The organism is Marinobacter sp. (assembly GCF_034669625.1).
GTDB lineage: Bacteria > Pseudomonadota > Gammaproteobacteria > Pseudomonadales > Oleiphilaceae > Marinobacter.
The window spans coordinates 228212-247920 of the sequence record NZ_JAXMOY010000001.1 but is presented as its reverse complement, the minus strand read 5'-3'; the positions used below and the strand labels follow the sequence as shown (position 1 = coordinate 247920).

The 19709-nt window shown below is 56.4% G+C and carries 14 protein-coding genes; 12 read left to right on the top strand and 2 right to left on the bottom strand.

Features of this window, described 5'->3' with window-relative positions:
* The first annotated feature begins 2 nt into the window (after positions 1 to 2).
* The 9 genes from VOI14_RS01065 to VOI14_RS01025 all read left to right on the top strand — a co-directional run bounded on the left by VOI14_RS01065 (position 3) and on the right by VOI14_RS01025 (position 9797).
* Entirely contained in the window at positions 3 to 536 is a 534-nt protein-coding gene (locus VOI14_RS01065; RefSeq protein ID WP_323750165.1) for a hypothetical protein, read from the top strand.
* A 6-nt stretch (positions 537 to 542) separates the two neighbouring features.
* Complete coding sequence (locus VOI14_RS01060; protein ID WP_323750164.1) at positions 543 to 1877, top strand: PelD GGDEF domain-containing protein; 1335 nt, start codon at positions 543 to 545, stop codon at positions 1875 to 1877.
* Positions 1874 to 2857 (top strand): polysaccharide biosynthesis protein, encoded by a 984-nt coding sequence (locus tag VOI14_RS01055; protein WP_323750163.1) that lies wholly within the window; start codon positions 1874 to 1876, stop codon positions 2855 to 2857. The genes VOI14_RS01060 and VOI14_RS01055 overlap by 4 nt, the downstream gene beginning before the upstream one ends.
* Positions 2854 to 4395, top strand: a complete 1542-nt coding sequence (gene pelF / locus VOI14_RS01050; protein WP_323750162.1) for a GT4 family glycosyltransferase PelF — start codon at positions 2854 to 2856, stop codon at positions 4393 to 4395. Before VOI14_RS01055 ends, pelF begins: the two co-directional genes overlap by 4 nt.
* Positions 4395 to 5771 carry an exopolysaccharide Pel transporter PelG gene (gene pelG, locus VOI14_RS01045; RefSeq protein ID WP_323750161.1) on the top strand — a complete coding sequence of 459 codons (1377 nt, stop codon included), beginning with the start codon at positions 4395 to 4397 and terminating at the stop codon, positions 5769 to 5771. The genes pelF and pelG overlap by 1 nt, the downstream gene beginning before the upstream one ends.
* A 164-nt stretch (positions 5772 to 5935) precedes the next feature.
* Positions 5936 to 7579, top strand: a complete 1644-nt coding sequence (locus VOI14_RS01040) for an NAD(P)/FAD-dependent oxidoreductase (RefSeq protein WP_323750160.1) — start codon at positions 5936 to 5938, stop codon at positions 7577 to 7579.
* Positions 7580 to 7598: 19 nt separating this feature from the next.
* The gene (locus tag VOI14_RS01035; RefSeq protein WP_323750159.1) at positions 7599 to 8000 is read left to right on the top strand and encodes a YkvA family protein; all 402 of its coding nucleotides are present in this window, start codon (positions 7599 to 7601) and stop codon (positions 7998 to 8000) included.
* A 79-nt stretch (positions 8001 to 8079) separates the two neighbouring features.
* Positions 8080 to 8856: a MotA/TolQ/ExbB proton channel family protein gene (locus tag VOI14_RS01030; RefSeq protein WP_323750158.1), complete on the top strand. Its 777-nt coding sequence runs from the start codon at positions 8080 to 8082 to the stop codon at positions 8854 to 8856.
* Between the two features lie 5 nt (positions 8857 to 8861).
* On the top strand, positions 8862 to 9797 hold the full coding sequence (locus VOI14_RS01025) for a MotB family protein (RefSeq protein ID WP_323750157.1): 936 nt from the start codon (positions 8862 to 8864) through the stop codon (positions 9795 to 9797).
* On the opposite strand, the gene VOI14_RS01020 is transcribed toward VOI14_RS01025, so the two are convergent.
* Both VOI14_RS01020 and VOI14_RS01015 read right to left on the bottom strand, forming a co-directional pair.
* The gene (locus VOI14_RS01020) at positions 9736 to 12858 is read right to left on the bottom strand and encodes an efflux RND transporter permease subunit (protein WP_323750156.1); all 3123 of its coding nucleotides are present in this window, start codon (positions 12856 to 12858) and stop codon (positions 9736 to 9738) included. The genes VOI14_RS01025 and VOI14_RS01020 overlap by 62 nt on opposite strands.
* Positions 12855 to 14093 carry an efflux RND transporter periplasmic adaptor subunit gene (locus VOI14_RS01015; RefSeq protein WP_323750155.1) on the bottom strand — a complete coding sequence of 413 codons (1239 nt, stop codon included), beginning with the start codon at positions 14091 to 14093 and terminating at the stop codon, positions 12855 to 12857. Before VOI14_RS01015 ends, VOI14_RS01020 begins: the two co-directional genes overlap by 4 nt.
* 340 nt (positions 14094 to 14433) lie before the next feature.
* On the opposite strand from VOI14_RS01015, the gene gdhA reads away from it, so the two are divergent.
* From gdhA to VOI14_RS01000, 3 genes are all read left to right on the top strand, one after another.
* Positions 14434 to 15783, top strand: coding sequence for an NADP-specific glutamate dehydrogenase (gdhA, locus tag VOI14_RS01010; RefSeq protein ID WP_323750154.1), 1350 nt, complete (start codon positions 14434 to 14436; stop codon positions 15781 to 15783).
* A 7-nt stretch (positions 15784 to 15790) separates the two neighbouring features.
* Entirely contained in the window at positions 15791 to 18373 is a 2583-nt protein-coding gene (locus tag VOI14_RS01005) for a PEP/pyruvate-binding domain-containing protein (protein WP_323750153.1), read from the top strand.
* Positions 18374 to 18436: 63 nt separating this feature from the next.
* Positions 18437 to 19708 carry a HAMP domain-containing sensor histidine kinase gene (locus VOI14_RS01000; RefSeq protein WP_323750152.1) on the top strand — a complete coding sequence of 424 codons (1272 nt, stop codon included), beginning with the start codon at positions 18437 to 18439 and terminating at the stop codon, positions 19706 to 19708.
* The last annotated feature ends 1 nt before the right edge of the window (position 19709 follow it).

Genomic DNA, 19709 nt, shown 5'->3' with positions numbered 1-19709 from the left:
TTATGATGCTCATCCGATCTCTTACCCTCGGGTTATCTCTGGCCTTTATGGCTGGCTGCTCGGTCATGCAAAGCCAGGTTCAATCCGAGCCGGTCGATCTCGACAGCCGATTCGCGGTGATTCCTCTAGGCAACCTGTCGCAGACCCCTCAAGCCGGAGACCAAGCCGCCAGTATTCTCAGTGCGCTGCTGCGAGCTCGTGGCGCTACGCAAGTTGAGCTTTACCTCCCCGCCGATGACAACCCGTTGATCTACGATAACCATGACCGCCAGCAGGACGCCATTGCGACGGCAATGGATCAAGGCGCAGACATCATCGTGGAAGGCACCGTGGATGAGTGGCGGTATAAATCCGGCCTCGACGGCGAGCCCGCCGTTGGCCTCACCCTGGTGTTTCGTAATGCCGACGACAACTCGGTGATTTGGTCAGCCACCGGTGCCCGCACTGGCTGGGGCCGAGAAGGCGTTGCGGTTGCCGGCCACAAGGTACTTGAGGAATTGCTGGACGAAATGCCTGTGATTGAAGCTGTACGTTAAACCGACATGACTAAATCCGACGTACACGGCGACCTCAGTCTCTCCAGCAAGGAAACTGCTGTCTGGGTGAAATGGCTGGAAACCATTCTCATGACACTGCTGTTTATCGCGGCAGGCCTCTGGCTGAACCCGGAAAACCCCCTGTTTATTGGCGAAGCTTTCCCCTGGCCCGTTTTGGCAGCCTTGGGCGCAGGTCTAAGATACGGTTTCATGATGGCCCTGGTCTCTTCCAGCCTGATTTTTACCGCCGCCGGGTTGATGCATAGGGCCGGTTTCTTACCGGGTGACCCGCTGCCTTACACCTGGGGCGTCGGTGTTCTGACAACCGGCTTGCTGGCAGGGGAGTTCCGGGACTATTGGGACCGTCGTATTGAAAAGCTCATCGCGGCCAACCAATACCGTCACGTTCGTCTGGAAGAATTCACCCGTAACTTTTACCTTCTAAAAGTGTCTCACGATCGTCTCGAACAGCAGCTTGCCGGCAACTCCAACAGCCTACGCGAAGCTTTGCGGCGACTATACAGCGAGATATCCCATGCCCGGGGCACCGGCCTTAACCCAGAGACCGGGGCACTGGTGATGCGATTGCTGGTGCGTTACGGGCAATTACAAATTGCGGCCATCTATCCGATCAACGATGGCGTGTTGGCACAAGAGCCCGTAGCAACCGTGGGCAGCGGGCAACCACTCAACCCGGACGATCCATTATTAGTGCATGCGCTGGAACAAAGAACCTTGGTTTCTGTGCACACTGAATATCGTGACAACCGGGGTGATCTGGACACCCAACTGCTTCTCGCCCTTCCGCTGATTGATTCGGAACAGCATATGGTCGGCATCGTCACTGTAGAAGCTATGCCCTTTTTCAGTTTCCAACCTAAAACACTTCGTTTACTGGCGATTATGTCGGGACACATGACCGATATATTGCTGGAACATAGCCAAATCTCAGGGCAGGTACAGTCCGACTGGCGCCACTTCCTGTTCCAACTTGCACGGGTCACAACCGATGCCCGCGACCACCAATTGCCGTCTACACTAGTCCACTTTGCCTTTAACAGCGCGGCTTCCGCGACTCACGTCCACCAAATGATGCAGCAGACGCGGCGTGGTTTGGACGTTATTACCCAGCCGCCGGGAGCAGCGGATACACAGATTGTCGTGTTGTTACCACTCACAGACGAACTAGGAACTGCCGCCTACCTTCAGCGCTTGGCAGATGCAGTGCAGCTACAGTCCGGCCGTTATCTGGAGTCATTCGCTCGAATTCAGCAGCTCTCGCTTGGCGACAAAATCGATCCATCCGAATGGCTTGATCGCCAACAAAAGGAGCCAGCATGAGCGGATGGATTGTTTCGCTGGGGCTGGCCATAGAAGCTGGCGGCCTTGCCGCGCTTTTTACCGATCTGCCTTCGCTATTGGCGCTGTCTGCCTATTTAACCGCCCACGCACTGGCAACACTGCTGTTTACAGTGGTATGTCTGCCCCTTTTACCCGCCAGCTATCGTCGTAATTTGGTGTTGGCCGGCGTCTTTTTATTCACTCTACAATTTGCCATGCCCGTCATCGGCAGCATTGGTGTGTTTGCGGGTATTTTGCTGCCCCTTCGCCTGCCTCGTTCCGAACACCACATTCCGTGGCAGGAAACCGCCATCCCGGATCTACCCTATCGCCCGGTGGATATGGATGAGCAACTGGGCTTTAGTGACGGCGGCTTGCGGGAAGTGCTTCGTGAGGCGAGTTCCTCCGACAAACGCCTGAAAGCTTTACTTGCATCGAGACAATTAGCCGATCAGGAAGCCGTCGACATTTTGAAAGAAGCACTCAAAGACCCCACGGACGACATCCGGCTGTTGGCTTATTCAATGCTGGAACAAAAAGAGAAACAACTCGCAACCCGGGCCCAGAAGCTCAAGAAACTTATCGATGATCCGGACCATCCTGACTGGCACCGGCTGACTCGCCGACTGGCCCATACTTGGTGGGAAATCGCATATCTTGGCTTGGCACAAGGCGGCCTAAAACAGTATTACCTCGAGAATGCCCGCAATCTGCTTGCCGACCTGACCGCGGCAAAATCTTTTCACAACGACTGGCGTTTGCTTGGCCGTATCGAACTAGCTCTGGGCCATACCGAAGCTGCCAATAACGCATTCCAAGCTGCTCTGGCCAGTGGCGCGCCCCCCGAGCTGATATACCCCTATCAGGCAGAAATGGCCTTTCTGGCACGAGACTTTCAGAAGGTACGCTTTCACCTGGCCAACTGCTCACGCTTCGGTCCTTCCGCCCCGGTAAAAGAACTGATGGAGGGTTGGCTATGATTGGCCGGAAACCAGCGGCACCGGAAACACCCACTGCCGACATTACCCTGTTGTTGGAGGGCACCTACCCGTTTGTTCGCGGTGGTGTTTCATCCTGGGTGCACCAGATCATTTCCGGGTTGCCCCAATACCATTTTTCGCTGATTTTCCTGGGTGGCGACCGCAGCCACTACGGGGAAAAACAATACGAACTGCCGGACAATGTTGTCCATCTCGAATGCCACTACTTGATGGATCCTTTAGCGGAATCAAAGCCCAAAGCTCGAAAAGGCAATCGGGCGGCGTTCAATACCCAGCGCAAGCTGCACACCCAGTTAAGAAACAAAGCCCCGGTACAGAAAGGTGTTATGAGTGAAATATTCCAGGGCCTTGGGCGCAAAGACGGCATCAGCAAAGAAGATTTTCTGTACAGCGAAGAAAGCTGGAAGGTGATTGACGAAAGCTACACCAAGTACTGCACCGACCCGTCGTTCATCGATTACTTCTGGACCATCAAAATCATGCACGGGCCACTATTCCGGATCGCCGAGATTGCCCAGAACATTCCGCCAACCCGTGCAGTGCATGCCGTTTCCACAGGGTACGCCGGTTTGATGGGGGCCATGCTGAAAGAATCTCGAGGCATTCCTTACATCCTGACCGAGCATGGCATTTACACCAAAGAGCGAAAAATCGACCTCTCTCAGGCCGACTGGATCAAAGATGTCACCGATAAAGTCAGCACCAACCTGAACGACGATCTGGGGTACATCCGGCAACTCTGGATTCGCTTTTTCGAATCATTAGGTCGGATGTCGTATCAAATGGCCGACCCGATCATCTCGCTTTACATGGGCAATCAGCAACGCCAACTCGCGGACGGGGCCGACCCGGCGCGCACTCACATTATTCCCAACGGCATTGATCCCCGCCGTTTTGAAGGTGCTTTGGCCGCCCGGTCTGACGAAGTACCGATGGTGATGGGGCTGGTGGGCCGAGTTGTTCCTATTAAAGACATCAAAACCTTCATCCGGGCCATGCGGGCCGTTTACGAGGTGATACCGAACGTTGAAGGCTGGATCGTCGGACCGGAAGAAGAAGACCCAACCTATGTGAAAGAGTGCCGCGAATTGGTCAGCAGCCTCGGTCTGGAAGACTGCGTCAAGTTCCTGGGTTTCCAGAACGTGAACGACATACTCCCACAGCTGGGCCTGATGGTACTGACGTCGATCTCCGAGGCACTGCCCCTGGTAATCCTTGAAGCGAACGCTGCAGGCCTGCCTTGTCTTGCGACCGATGTCGGAGCCTGTCGCGAGCTCATTGAAGGCGGAACGCGCGAAGACCAGCGTTTGGGAGCCAGCGGGGCGGTGGTACCAATCGCAGATCCTGAAGCCACAGCCAGAGCGGCCACCCGGCTTCTGCTCGACAGCCAACTCTGGCGTCAGGCCAGTGCAGCCGGGCTGGCTCGGGTTAAACAATTCTACACGCTGGATTCCATGTACGATTCCTACCGAGATATCTACGACACTGCATTAACGGCCAAGGGCCGGGAAGACTGATGGCTGGCATTGGATTCGAACTCAGACGCATTCTGAAGCGGGACAGCCTGAGCAGCCTGATCGGCGCTTACGGGCTTGCCAGCATCATCAGCTCGGGCCCTTGGGTGCTCTCGGTGCTCGGGGTCATGCTGATTGGTATCGTCAGTCTGACACTGGCCGTTCGTGACCTGGAAATCATCCAGTTCCTGGTCTCGGTGACCTACCTGATGGCAATTTCACTGGTCCTTTCCGGGTTATTCCAGCATGTGTTTACACGCTGGGTGGCCGACCGGCTCTATGAAAAACGCAACGACCTGATCCTGCCTAACCTGATGGGCGTGCTTTGGCTTTCGACCGTGCTGGCGTTGCTGGGTGGCCTGCCTGCCATTGTGTTTTTACTGCCCGATACCAGCACGCTGTATAAGCTGTTGATGCTGGCCAATTTTGTGGTGCTGTGTAATCTCTGGCCTGTCACCATATTCCTGTCGGGCATGAAATCTTACTACCTGATTGTGGTGTTGTTTGCCGTTGGCTACACAACAGCGATTATCGCCTCCTTGCTGCTATCCGGTCTGGGACTCGAAGGCTTGTTGGGCGGCCTGCTTCTTGGCCACAGTCTCTTGCTGTTCAGCTTTCTGTTCACCATCATTCGGCAATACCCCAGCGACCAACTGATCGATTTCAGCTTTGCTCGCCGGTCACAAGTGTTTCCGGCCCTTATCGCAACCGGACTACTGTTTAATGCTGCGGTCTGGGCCGACAAATTCATCTTCTGGTTTCACCCCGACACCTCCCAGCACGTTATCGGCACGCTCCGGGCGTCGGCCATCTACGATCTTTCGATCTTTCTGGCTTACCTCGCCATCATTCCCGGCATGGCGGTCTTTCTCGTTAGAATGGAAACCGATTTTTCCGAAGCCTACGACCGCTTCTACGCCGCCGTAAGGGAAGGCGACACACTGGCCCACATCAATGGTTTTCGAGATGAAATGGTGCGAGTGGCCCGCAACGGTATTTACGAGATTTGCAAAGTTCAGAGCTTCACGCTGATCATTCTGTTCATCTGGGCTGACGAGATTCTCGCCGCTATCGGCATCTCTACCTTGTACCTGCCCATGTTTTACATTGATCTGGTCTCGGTCAGCATGCAGCTGATGCTATTGGCCATCCAGAACGTGCTGTTCTATCTCGACTCCCGGCACATCAACGTATCCCTGTGCGTGATCTTTTTCGCCAGCAACCTGATCTTCACCTTCGCCACCATCGAACTTGGCGCGAACTTCTACGGCTACGGATACGCAGGTGCTACCTTCCTGTCGTCGGTGATTGGGCTGGCACTGCTATCTCGCAAGTTTGATCGGCTGGAATATGAAACCTTCATGCTGCAGGGGCGTTAATAACCGCTAATCAAACGGAAGCCCCGTTCAGACCTTCAACGCGTAGGTGTAGACAAGCAAACAGGATCATAGGATGCTGAAAGTTACTCTAACAATAATACCGGGACGGCTGAGTTGGAACCGCCTCATCAGACCGCCCGATCCAGGATCATGAGGACATCACAGTGGCACAGACAATAACTCCAAGAACCCTCAAACCCAGCACCATCAGAATCGGTACCCGATACCGAGCCAACCGTTTGAAAGGCCCTTACGATGCCATTGTGATTGGTTCCGGCATTGGCGGCCTGACCGCTGCTGCGTGCCTATCCCGGGCGGGCAAAAAAGTTCTGGTACTGGAACAGCATTACACCGCCGGTGGCTACACCCACAGTTACGCCCGCAACGGCTACGAATGGGATGTGGGCGTTCATTACATCGGGGATATGGGGGTAAGCACCACGCTCGCGCGGCGCCTGTTCGACTACATCACCGACAGCAAGCTCAAATGGGCGCCGATGGATGAAAACTACGACCGTTTCTTCCTCGGTGACAAGGTGATTAATCTGCGCGCGGGCAAAGAGGGCCTGCGACACTCGCTGCTTAACGCGTTCCCGGAAGAAGGGGAAGCCATCGACCGCTACCTGTCGCTGCTCGACCAAGTCACCAGCGGCATGCAGTGGTATACCTTGTCCAAGCTCTCACCCTCACTCATCAGCCCTCTGGTATCCAAAGGGTTGAATAAAGTGCTGCCAGACTGCTTTAACCGCACCACTGACGAGGTACTCCGTGAGCTGACCGATAATGACGAACTGATCGCTGCCATCACCGGGCAATGGGGCGACTGTGGTGTTACCCCGAAGCAGTCGAGTTTCATGATTCACGCCATCATCGCCAAACATTATTTGCACGGTGGTTTTTACCCGGTAGGCGGGGCTTCGGAAATTGCCAAAACGATCATTCCTGGCATTCAAAGCTCTGGCGGCGAAGTATTTACCTACGCAGACGTCACCGATATTTTGATCGAGAAGGGCAAGGCCGTGGGCGTGCGAATGGCCGACGGAGAAGAAATCCGGGCGCCGAAGATCATCAGTGGCGCTGGCGTCATCAACACCTTTGAGCGACTGCTGCCAAAGGACGCATCCGAAAAGATCGGCTATCCGCAAGACCGCAAACACATCAAGCCGTCCATGGCGCACATCGGCCTATACATCGGCTTGAAAGGCACGCCTGAAGAGCTTGGCTTACCACGCACTAACTTCTGGATTTACCCGGGCGCAGATCACGACGCCAATGTAAAAACCTTCATGGAAGACCCGCACAACGCGCCTTTCCCCGTCGTGTACCTGTCGTTCCCGGCGGCGAAAGACCCGGACTACCAGAACCGCTGGCCGGGCACGTCCACCCTTGAAGTGGTCGCGCCCACGCCCTGGGAACTGTTCGAGGCCTGGGAGGGAACCACATGGGGCAAGCGCGGAGAGGAATACGAAGCGCTAAAAGCCAACATCACCGAAAGACTGTTGGAAGAGGTGTATGACAAACTCCCCCAACTACGCGGTAAAATAGATTACGTGGAGACCTCAACTCCGCTTTCGACGGCCTGGTTCTGCCGTTACGAGGAAGGTGAGTTGTACGGTCTGGATCACAACCCGGAGCGTTTCGAACAACGCTGGTTGAGACCGAAAACCGATATTCCCGGCCTGTATCTGACGGGGCAGGACATTCTGACCTGTGGCGTTGTTGGCGCGATGATAGGCGGGTTGATTACCACGCTTTCCATTCAGGGCCTGAAAGGGGCCGGTCTGGCCAAGCGCATTTTTGTGGGCTAAAACTTATAGGCACCCAGCCATGGCAGTGTTTTCAAACAGAGCAGCAGAAAAACAACTGAACGACGAAGCGGGCAAAGTTCGCAAAGACGATCTGGAAGCACTGCTACAAAAGCAGGAGGCGATCGAAGCAAAGGTCAAAAGCAGCGGTCGTCTCCAGCGCTTCAGCACTGACATCAAACTGATGTTTTCCCTGATTCGGGATTACTGGAAAGGTCGCTACCGCACCGTTCCGTGGAAAACGATTGCCGCTGTCGCAGGCGCATTACTGTACGTGCTGAACCCGTTGGATCTGATCCCCGATCTCATTTTCGGCTTCGGGTTGCTCGACGATGCGGGTGTTGTGGCACTCTGCTTGAAATTGGTTGAAGCGGATTTACACAAGTACGCCGCTTGGAAAGAACTTTCGTCAGGAAGCGAGTAAAATCATAAACCAATTGCCTCAACCATGAACTGCCAGTAATCTTCTTCCAACCTTAAGTCATTCACTTTCCGGAGCGCATGTGGATTTCGCTACTCTGGTCGGCCTTGTCGGCGCACTGTTACTCATCGCTTCTGCCGTTATTCTCGGCGTATCTCCCGACGTTTTCCTTAACTCGTCTTCCCTGCTGATTGTCGTTGGCGGCACCCTGCTGGTGGTATTGGCCAAATTCAGCATTCCCCAGTTTCTAGGCGCATTTAAAGCTGCCGCCCGAGCGTTTAAATTCAAATTGCCGGAAACTCAGGAGAGCATTGAAGAACTGGTGGAGATTGCCGGCATAGCCCGAAAAGAGGGGCCATTAGGCCTTGAAGGTCGGGATGTCAGCTCACCGTTTCTGGCCAGCGGTATTCAGATGCTGGTAGACGGTCAGAACGACGAAACCATCAAACAGCTTTTGGACAAAGAGCGACTGATGACGTTGGATTACAACCGCTCCGGCTCCAAAGTGTTCACTGCCATGGCAGACGTCGCACCGGCGATGGGCATGATTGGTACTCTGATCGGCTTGGTGCAGATGCTGTCCAACATGGAAGATCCCAAATCCATCGGGCCGGCCATGGCTGTGGCACTGCTCACCACACTCTACGGCGCCATGATAGCAACCATGATTGCCTCCCCCATTGCCGACAAACTGTCGCTTCGGATGACCGAAGAGGCTCGCATGCAAATGCTCTACACGGACGCTCTGGTTGCTATACAGCAAGGTACCAACCCTCGTGTCATCGAACAGATGCTCTCTAGCTACCTGCCTCCGAATCAGCGCGACAAAGCGCCTGAGGCAGCGACTAGCGACGGATAAGCACTATGGATGAGCTCCCAGAAGAGGAAAAACCGGGCATCCCGGCATGGGTGGTCACATTCGCCGATCTGATGTCCCTGTTGATGTGCTTCTTTGTACTTCTGTTGTCGTTCTCTGAGATCGATGCGATGAAGTTCAAGCAGATTGCTGGCGAGCTTTCAAAAGCCTTCGGGGTGCAGCGCGAAGTGCCCGCTCTGGAAATACCTCAAGGTACGAGCCCGATCTTCGATACCTTCTCTCCGGCTCCGCCCGAGCCAACGGTGGTGAACGAAATCCGCCAAACCACCACCGATCAAAAACCTGAGCTGGAGACGCTAAAGAGCCCTACAGAAGAAGCCCGCGAACAGGCGGCAAAAGAAGCGCTCGAAGCCAATGCTGCACGTATTCGGGAAGTTCTGGCAGAAGCCCTTGAGGACGGACGCATTACGGTCGAAGCCGACCTTGATCAACACCGGATCGTTATTCGGGTTGAAGAAAAAGGGTCCTTCCCTTCTGGCTCAGCGGAGTTGACCTGGGACTTTGAGACACTGCTGCTGGAGATGGCCGAGGTGCTAGCGGATATTCCGGGTGATCTCACCGTCGAAGGCCATACGGACGACATCCCGATTCGCAACTCACGTTTTTACAGCAACTGGGATCTATCAGCGGCTCGCGCCGCAGCCGTTGCCAATGCGTTGCTGGCAACCGGCAGCGTTGAACCGGTCCGGCTGGCGGTAAAAGGTCTTGCGGATACCGAACCTCGCGTTGACAACAATTCCTCGGACAGCCGGGCCAAGAACCGCCGCGTCGAGATCATCGTCGATATGCACGAACCTCAAGAGGAAGAGCGGCTGCGCCTGCGAGAGCTACTTGACCACAGTGCCCGGCAAACCGAAACCATTATTGATGTTCGCTCCGCCACGCCCGAAAATGCTCCACCCACGATAACAGGGCCGGAATAACTAACAGCACCAGTACCGTAGACAACCCCAAGCCAAAGGCGATGGAGGTCGCCATCGGAATCAAAAACTGGGCCTGCAGTGACGTTTCAAACAATAACGGCATCAGCCCGCCAATGGTGGTGAGCGAGGTCAGTAATACCGCACGAACTCGCTGGACAACGGCTTCGTTCAGCGCATCGGTAATGGCCAGGCCTTTCTGGCGCTGCTGATTATAGAAGGCGACCAGAATAATCGCGTTATTCACCACAATACCGGACAAACCAAACAGACCGAACAACGATAAAATCGTGAGCTGTAAGCCCATCAGCCAATGCCCCAGTAACGCACCCACCAGAGCGAATGGAATAATCGCCATTACGATCACGGGGAGCATCCAGGATGCAAAAACCCACGCCAACACCACGTACATCAGCCCGACACCGATGATCAGACCCGCCTTCATATCATTCATAGTCTCACGCTGATCGGCCGACCGGCCTTCGAAGCTATAGCGCACCCCATACCGACTGGCAATATCGGACAATACGTCCGTTTCCAAACTTTCTAGCACCTGATCGGTCGTCACTATCCGTGTATTCAGAGCCGACGTCACTTCCACCGCCAACTTGCCATCCGCATGACGCAATGCCTGGAAGCCCTGCCGGTGATCCAGATTCATCACCTGCGCCAAAGGTACAAACCGGCCATCCGGCACGCGCACGGTCATCCGTGCCAAGGTGGAGTATTGTTCGCGTTGATCTCGCGGCAACTGCACCCTGACTTCGATTTCGTCACGACCCTGTTGATAAATCTGCGCAACGCGGCCATCAAACGCCGCCCGCAGCTGCCGACCCAAGTCAACCGTGGTCAAGCCAAGGGCTTCACCATAAGCGCTCACCTGATAAATTAACTGCTCCCGCCCCCAGGGCATGTCATCTTCTACATCCAGCACACCGGGCAGGGTACTCAGTGCTTGAGCCACTTCATCGGCAGCACTTTTCAGGCCGGTCGCATTACTCCCTATCAATCGCACGTTCACGTCGCGCCCCGGGGGGCCGGCCTGACGTTCGTTTATGTTCAGAGCATCCAGGCCTGCGGGCAGGTTCAAGCGACTACGCCACTCCCGGATAAAATCGGGGTTACGCACCGAGCGGCGATCGGAAGGCACCAACTCAACCAGCATCGCGCCCAGTTCGTCGTCGTTACGGGAACTGCCTTCAGCGCCCAGAGTTGCACCGTAGGTGGTGACGGCAGTCAAAATCAGATCGCCACCCAGGACCTCTTCGGTTTCCGCGAGGGATTGCTGCATATCATGAATGAAATCCTGAACGGTCTGTTTGTCGGTGCCGGCGACAAAACTCGCGTTGGCATAAAACACCGAAGGCTCGGGCGTGGGGAAGAAATTGAAGCCCAACCGGCCTCCGGCCAACAGCCCCACGGTCACCAAGGCCAGCGCCACCGCCGTGGCAACCGTCACACCTCGATGCTCCAGGCTGTACCGGGAAAATCGGCGAAACGAACCGTGCCGAAAACGGTCGAATCCCTGTTCAAACCGATCCCGAAATCGGGCAACCGGATTCCCCCGAGGGGCTTCGTCGTCACTGCCTTTCGTCTTGGCAATAAACGCACGGCGCAGGTGTGACGGCAGGACAATGAAACATTCCAGCAGAGATGCCACTAGAACGCAGATCATCACCAGCGGAATGTCCCCGAGAATGTTGCCGATAATACCGCCCACCACCAGCAACGGCATAAACGCGGCGACGGTGGTCAGGGAAGAGGCCAATACCGGCCAAACCATGCGTTTGGCGGCCCCTTCAGCAGCATAGATGGACTCTTCCCCCAGTCGGGCGTGGGCGTCGGCGTCTTCCCCGACCACAATGGCGTCATCCACGATGACACCCAAGGCCATGATCAGTGCAAACAGTGAGATCATGTTGATGGATCCGCCCAACAACCACAGCACCGCTAATGCCGCCATGAACGCGGTAGGAATACCCACCGCGACCCACGCGGCCACTCGGCCGGGCAGAAACAAATACAGCAAGGTAATCACCACCACCAAACCACCCAGACCGTTGTTCACCAGCAACGAAATACGGTCTTCCAGCAACTGCCAGGTTTCGTCGTAAACATCGAGTTTGATCGTGGGCGGCAGGCCCGGGCGGGTCTCTTCCAGCCAGCCTTCGAGAACCTCGGCGGCAGCCAGCGAATCCCCGTTTTCTGCTCTCTGCAATTGCAGCTCAACGGCGGGCTGACCGGCGTTTTCCATCACGGTCTGATTATCACGGCTCTCCTGCCGGATAATGGCGATGTCACCCAGTTGCAGCCGAATACGATCCGCACTCAGCAGCGGCACGGTTTCAAAATCCTGGGGGCTTCTGCGCTGCTCCACCGAGCGCAGCTCCCGTGTGGCGTCCTGCTGGGCCATCATGCCGGCGGGGAGGTCCCGAGACAGCGAAGCTACCCGGTCCGCAATCTGCTCCAGTGTCAGGCCCAGGGTTTCCAGGCGCTCCACCGGCACATCAATGCTTATCTGATGCTCCGGCAATCCTCGAATACTGATCCGGTCGATCCCCCGGTCCAGCAGTTCATCTTCAAACCGATAGACCATGTCGCGCAGTTCGCTTCGGTCCACATCGCCGTATACCAGCAACCGAGCGACCGGTTCATATCGCTCTATCCGGGTGACCCGGGGCTCTTCTGCATCCGCGGGGAGATTATTGAACTCGTCGACCTGTTGGCGCACGTCATCCACCGCCTGAATCGGATCGGTGCCTTCGTGGAACTCCAAAGTGATAGACGACACGCTCTGGGCTGAAGTGGAGGTCATTTTCTTCAAGCCATCGACACTGCGCAGACGCTGCTCCAGTGGATCGGTGACACCCTGCTCTACGTCCTCAGCGGAGGCTCCACTCCAGACCACACTCACGTTAACCATATCCAAAGCGAAGGTCGGAAAAAACTGGATGTTCATTCGGGTCAGCGCCAACACACCGCCCAGAAGCATCACCAACATCACCAAGTTGCCGGCGACGCGGTGATGAACAAAAAAACCAATCACCCCCTTTTTACGTTTCACAGGGAGGGGTCTCCCGCGGCAACGGCCAATTCAACCTTGAGACCGGTCACCGCGTTGGGAAGATGCGTGATGATCACCGGAGCCCCGGGGGTAAGCTGCTCCCCGGCTATAAGCAACCAGCGTTCGCCGTTATCGCTTTGGGCTTCGCCAATTCGCTCTACTTCGACCCGCTTCATACGGCCCTGACCGGTCATCAGATACACGCTGTCGGCGCCGTACAAAGCCGTAAACGGAACCGCCACCGCTTGCGCTCGGGCTGGGCGATTCAGGCTAAGCGCCAGCAACGCTCCGGGGCGCAGAACACCGGGTTCACCCTGAAGTGCCAGTACAACTTCTGTGCCGGCTGGGTCAGATAAACCAGCAAAGCGTTCCAGCACAAACTCATGTCCTTGTGCAGATTCAGCAGTCAGAACATCACCTTTTTCAACGGCCGCCATCAATTCCGCCTGAAACGCCTGCGGGACCCGCGCCCGCACTTCCATGCCGTGATTCGGATAGACCGAAAACAGTGGTTCATTGCGAGAAACCTGATCTCCCACCGCCACCTGAATCCCTGTGACCACCCCATCGAACGGCGCCAAGACCGTGGCCCGCTCGATATCGCGTTCCGTAGAAGCGAGAGTTGCCATAGCTTGAGCCAATCTGGCCTCGGTACTTTGCAGGCGCGCAGGGTGTTCCTGAATCGCGCGCGTACGGGCACTGATCGTCAACTCGGCGCGAACCAGAGCATCGGTTGCCACCTCCAGGTTTTCCCGTGAGGCCAGATTACGTTCCACCAGTGATTCAATTCTCTCGAACTGGCGACGAGCGTTGGCAAGAATGGCCCTCTCACTCTTAAGCGACACCTGATCGTTACTGTAGCGAACCTGTTCCGAACGGGTCTGAGCCTCAAGGTCGGCCACCTGTGCTCGGGCTTGTGCCAGAGCAGGGCGTGTGTCGGCCTCATCCAACGCCAGCAGGAGGTCACCCTGCTGGACAACCATCCCCTCTGAGACAGGCCGCTGCGCTACGCGCCCCGCCAAAGTAGCGGTGATGGTTTGCTGATCCGGCGCCACCACTTCTCCATAAAGCGACAGCACAGGCGCCCGGCTAGCCGGCTCTACCCGTTGAATCTCCACCCGCCAACTGCGCTCGGTCGCGGCAACTTCCGCCGGCTCGGGCCTTGTCGCTTTAAGAATCATAAAACCCACAACGCCGACAGCAATAATAGCCAGGGGGATCAAGCGTTTAAGCATAGTCAGCCTTCTGTGTTGATTGGCCCAACGGGGCAAACCCAGCGTCTTTGTAGGTACAGGTGCTTTGAATTCATTCTAGCGGGATTGCTCCGCCAACGCCGATTCATTCCGGGCACTTTTCAATAAAAACATGGAGACAAGGAAGAACATAAATGACCCGGTCTCTCCGAAAGTCGGGCGCAATCTCACCTCTTATTTTTGGTCCCTACCGATAAGCATGCTGCCAATAATTGAGCGACCGACTTGCCAAGTGGCGCTCGATTATGGTGCAATCACTGCCCTTTTTTTGGGCACCCGGATTTTTTCGGGTTTCAATACGCGTATCCCGAGGGCTATTCCTATGACAGCAAAACTCGACGAAAAGCTGGTACCGATCTACCAGGACGTCCTTCACCGCAACCCGGGCGAGAAGGAGTTCCATCAAGCGGTCCACGAGGTTTTGGAAACCCTCGGTCCCGTTCTGGTGAAGTACCCAGAGTTCGCAGACAAGAAAATCATCCAGCGCATCTGCGAACCTGAGCGTCAGATCATTTTCCGAGTACCCTGGCAGGACGACCAAGGTGAGATTCACATCAACCGAGCGTTCCGCGTAGAGTTCAACAGCGCATTGGGCCCCTATAAAGGCGGCCTGCGTTTCCACCCGTCTGTTTATCTGGGCATCATCAAGTTCCTGGGCTTCGAACAGATCTTCAAGAATGCTCTGACCGGCCTGCCCATCGGCGGCGGGAAAGGCGGCAGTGACTTCGATCCGAAAGGTCGCTCCGACAACGAAATCATGCGTTTCTGCCAGAGCCTGATGACCGAACTGTATCGTCATCTGGGCGAGTACACCGACGTGCCAGCAGGCGACATCGGTGTAGGCGGTCGCGAAATCGGTTATCTGTTTGGCCAGTACAAGCGCATTACCAACCGCTACGAATCCGGCGTATTTACTGGTAAAGGCCTGGATTGGGGCGGCAGTCGCGCCCGTACGGAAGCAACTGGCTACGGCACGGTATTCTTTACCCATGAAATGCTAAAAGCTCGCGGCGACTCACTCGAGGGCAAGACTGTTGTGGTTTCCGGCTCCGGCAACGTGGCCACCTACGCCATCGAAAAGTGTCATGAGCTGGGCGCTAAAGTCATTGCCTGCTCCGACTCACAGGGCATTATCGTGGATGAGAAGGGCATCGATCTGAAAGCGCTCAAGCAGATCAAAGAAATTGAGCGTCGCCGTATCAGCGCCTACACTGAAATCCACAAAGACGCCAAATACGTTGAAAACGGTAACCTATGGTCCGTGCCTTGTGACGTCGCGCTGCCGTGTGCCACTCAAAATGAGCTGAACGGCACAGACGCCAAGATTCTGGTTGAAAACGGTTGTATCGCAGTGGCTGAGGGCGCGAACATGCCAACGACGCCCGAAGGCATTCTGATCTTCCAGGACGCGAAAATCGCCTATGGCCCGGGCAAAGCCGCCAACGCCGGTGGTGTCGCCACGTCTGCGCTAGAAATGCAGCAGAACGCCAGCCGCGACTCCTGGACCTTCGACTACACCCAGAAGCGTCTTGAGGAAATCATGATCGATATTCACAAGAACTGCTACGAAACGTCTGCCGAGTTCGGAGCCGAAGGCAACTACGTCATGGGCGCCAACATCAACGGCTTCCTGCGGGTAGCCAAAGCCATGGACGCCATGGGCGTTATCTGATCCTGTCATGAACGAGAACGATCCTCGTCAGTCCCCGGACCGGGTATCCACCGGTCTGGACGGGCTCGATGAGGTTCTGGATCACCTCAGAATCGGCGACAATGTTGTCTGGCGGGTATCCGACCTCGATGACTATCGCCGTTTCGTCCTCCCCTTTGTAGAGGCTGCCGCGAATTCAGGCCGACAGATTCTCTACCTACGTTTTGGCGATCATCCCCCGATCATCGAAAACCACCCCGCCGTAAGGACCATCGAAATAGACGCCTTGGGCGGCTTCGAAAGCTTCACCGGCCGGGTCTGGCGCCTGATCGAACAACATGGTCGAGGTGCTTTCTATATCTGTGACAGCCTGAGCGAACTCCTCAACGCCTGGGCCACCGATGCCATGGTGGGCAATTTTTTCCGGGTTATTTGTCCGTTCCTGTTCGAGCTGGATACCGTCGCCTGGTTTGCTCTTCATCCGGACCGTCACTCCCGGATGACACTGGACCGTATCCGCCAAACCACCCAAGTGATGCTCGACGTACACCGCCACGGTGACAACGTGCAGGTCCAGCCGATCAAAGCCTGGCGGCGGCAATCCCCCACCATGTTCCTGCCGCATCGCGAGCACAACGGGCAGTTTCAACCGATCACTTACAGCAGTGATGCAACCCGGCTGCAGGCCTCCCTCGAGCAGGAAAGTCTGCATAACCAGCCTCTGCTGGACTACTGGGACCGTCTGTTTCAGGACGCAAGCCGAGCGTTGGCCGAACAGAATCCTGATGCCATCGCCGCCTTGCAGGAAAAGGTCCTTCAAGTTCTGGTGAGCAGAGACCCGCAAATACTGGACCTGGCCCGGCGTTACCTGTCGCTGGAAGACCTGCTGAGCATCCGCAGTCGGCTGATTGGCAGCGGCTATATTGGCGGCAAGGCCACCGGCATGCTGATTGCCCGTAACATCCTGCTCAAAGACGACCCGCAGCAATGGCAAGAGCAACTGGAGCCCCATGATTCCAGTTATCTGGGCACCGATGCCTACTACGCGTTTCTGGTCCACAACGGCCTGTGGCCAACCATTATGCGTCAGCGCTCCGCCAGCGGTTACCTGAGCGAAGCCCCGGCCTTGCAGAAAGGCATTCTGAGCGGCCAGTTTCCGGATGAAATCCGGACCGAACTGGAACGGCTGCTCGACCACTACGGGCAATATCCGATTCTGGTGCGTTCCTCCAGCCTGCAAGAAGATGGTTTCGGCAACGCCTTTGCGGGCAAATACGACAGCGTTTTCCTGGTCAATCAGGGCTCACCGGAGCAACGTCTGGCGGCTCTGGAAAACGCCATCCGGGAGGTCTATGCCTCGTCCATGAGCGAGGATGCGCTGGTATACCGGAAACGGCGCGGGCTGGACCAGCGCGAAGAACCGATGGCACTGTTGATCCAGCGCGTGAACGGCCGTTTTCACAACCGGTTCTATCTACCCGATGCCGCCGGCGTCGGGGTGTCGCGCAACACCTTTGCCTGGGACATCAATATGGACCCGAAGGCCGGCATGGTGCGGTTGGTGATGGGGCTGGGCACCCGGGCAGTTGACCGTATCGAAGGCGACCACGCCTGCGTGATGGCACTCGATCACCCTACGCGGCAACCCTTCCGGGATCAGGATGAAAGCTTTCGGTACTCGCAACATCTGGTTGATGTGCTGGACCTGGAAACCGGCAACCTCGAAACCCGTCCGTTACGGCAGCTTCTCGCCAGCACACAAACCTTACCCATGAAGCACTTGGCCGAACTGGATCGTGCGGCTACTGACAGAGCAGCGCAAATCGGACTCGACGGCCCAGTGTGGCGGCTAACGTTCCGACCGCTGGTCAAAGGCAGCCAGTTTATCCGCCAACTGTCGAACCTGCTGGCCACGCTGGAAGCAGGGTACTGTCACCCCGTGGACGTGGAGTTCACCCTGCACCTGAATGATCAGGGCGAAACCTCCTTCAATCTGGTGCAATGCCGCCCGCTGGCCACCATCGGTGAAACCGGGCCCGTTCAGATTCCTGACCCGTTGCCTCAATCTCGGCTGCTGTTCCAAACCCGGGACCACTTTATGGGCGGCAACATCAACCTTGCTATTACTCGAGTCATCCGTGTCGATGCCACGACGTATGCGGGCCTGAACACCAGTGAACGCTATGAGGTGGCGCGGCTGATCGGAAAGATCATGCGCTCGTCCTCCGAACCCACCATGCTGATTGGCCCCGGCCGCTGGGGCACCAGCAGTCCGGAACTTGGCGTACCGGTTCGATTTTCGGACATCGCCGGGGTAGCCGCACTGATTGAAGTGTCAGAGAACGCCGGCGACATGGTGCCGGACCTTTCCTATGGCTCCCACTTTTTCCAGGATCTGGTTGAAAGCGGCATTGCCTACGGGGCTTTATTCCCGGACATGCCTCACTGCCAATACCACCCAGAGCGCTTGCAATTCGGCGAACCCGGCAATTCCATGGCGCCAGACAACCCGGTTGCAGCCGCCGTGCAAGTGCACTGCCTCGATTCCGGCAATCTGCAACTGACAGGGGATGTGCTCAGTCAGCAGTTGGTGTGTTATTTCGCGGATTAACCCGGGACAATAGGTCGCACCCTGTTCAGGCGTATTGTTGCTTCTTGCTGCTAGAATGCCGCCATGGAATGGTTCACACACTCTCAAACCGGCTTTCGTCAGGCTGCTCGCTATCTGTTGAGCATGCGGCTGGCCATCATTTCCACGCAACTGGTGGCTATCGCCGTTGCCGGAACCATGGTTCAACTGGCCCACCAAGCCGAAGCACTCCTCCTTTGCCTGTTGTACGGGGTGCTTGCCACACTGGGCTGGCTCTGGTTCAACCGCCGACCTCCGCAATCTTCGACGACCGTTAGCCTGACACTGGCCATCGATCTGGCGCTGATCGGCTGGTGGCTATACTTCACGGGCGGCTATACCAACCCCCTGGTTTCGGTGTTGTTACTGCCCATTGCGGTGGCCATCATTCTGGTACCAGCACGCCAAAACATCGCGCTCACACTCGCAGGCATTGCCATCTATGCCGCCTTGGTGCTGTGGCACGCCCCCGTCGCGCACCACCAACACGGAGGCGATCTGGCCCAACTGCATCTGGTCGGCATGTGGGTAACTTTTGCTCTGACGGCGGGAATTTTGCTGCTGGTGGTTGGCACACTGGCCCGCAGGCTAAGGCATCAGCAGAACCAGCTATCCACTTTCCGTGAAAACCGGCTCAGGGATGAACAAGTCATAGCCTTGGGGTTGTCCGCTGCCGCCGTCGCGCACCGCTTAAGTACGCCGTTAAATACAATGACTCTGCTGCTTGATGAAATCCGGGCCCACAACCAAAGCCCGGCCTCACCGGAATTCAGCGAGGACCTGGACATGCTGGAGCAGCAAGTGCAGCTCTGCAGTGGCCATCTGCGACAACTCACCAAAACAGCGGTCGAAGCGAAAACTGCTCAACTGGAAACCGTGACGGTCCGGCACTGGCTGGCACGGCTTAGAGAATCCGCTACCTTACTGTGGCCTTCCGGCCCGCTGCACTGGCCCGAAAGCCACGCCCATGCCAGCGTTACAGTCGATGCGACACTGGATCAAGCGGTGCTTAACTTGCTTGCCAACGCACTCACCGCAAGCCCCAATTGGGTCGCCGTCAGCAGCCGATTATCGGATGACGGTCAGGTTGAGATTATCGTTGAAGATCACGGAGCCGGTTTAGAAGCTTCACTCCTAGGTGCGCCGGGCGAAGAGATAGTCGATTCCCGTAACGGCTTGGGAGTGGGGCTTTTCCTGTCCAACGCCACCATTCAAAGACTGGGAGGCAACCTGAAGGCCAAAACCGGCGAATCAGGCACTACCATGATGATAGCTCTGCCTGCTGCCGCCAACCTCAAAAACGCCGAGGCCCGTTGAT

Excerpts from the sequence above, each read along its gene's own strand:
- VOI14_RS01065 (WP_323750165.1), top strand. The coding sequence starts at position 3 with ATGATGCTCATCCGATCTCTTACCCTCGGGTTATCTCTGGCCTTTATG.
- VOI14_RS01060 (WP_323750164.1), top strand. The coding sequence starts at position 543 with ATGACTAAATCCGACGTACACGGCGACCTCAGTCTCTCCAGCAAGGAA.
- VOI14_RS01055 (WP_323750163.1), top strand. The coding sequence starts at position 1,874 with ATGAGCGGATGGATTGTTTCGCTGGGGCTGGCCATAGAAGCTGGCGGC.
- pelF (WP_323750162.1), top strand. The coding sequence starts at position 2,854 with ATGATTGGCCGGAAACCAGCGGCACCGGAAACACCCACTGCCGACATT.
- pelG (WP_323750161.1), top strand. The coding sequence starts at position 4,395 with ATGGCTGGCATTGGATTCGAACTCAGACGCATTCTGAAGCGGGACAGC.
- VOI14_RS01035 (WP_323750159.1), top strand. The coding sequence starts at position 7,599 with ATGGCAGTGTTTTCAAACAGAGCAGCAGAAAAACAACTGAACGACGAA.
- VOI14_RS01025 (WP_323750157.1), top strand. The coding sequence starts at position 8,862 with ATGGATGAGCTCCCAGAAGAGGAAAAACCGGGCATCCCGGCATGGGTG.
- VOI14_RS01015 (WP_323750155.1), bottom strand. The coding sequence starts at position 14,093 with ATGCTTAAACGCTTGATCCCCCTGGCTATTATTGCTGTCGGCGTTGTG.
- gdhA (WP_323750154.1), top strand. The coding sequence starts at position 14,434 with ATGACAGCAAAACTCGACGAAAAGCTGGTACCGATCTACCAGGACGTC.
- VOI14_RS01005 (WP_323750153.1), top strand. The coding sequence starts at position 15,791 with ATGAACGAGAACGATCCTCGTCAGTCCCCGGACCGGGTATCCACCGGT.
- VOI14_RS01000 (WP_323750152.1), top strand. The coding sequence starts at position 18,437 with ATGGAATGGTTCACACACTCTCAAACCGGCTTTCGTCAGGCTGCTCGC.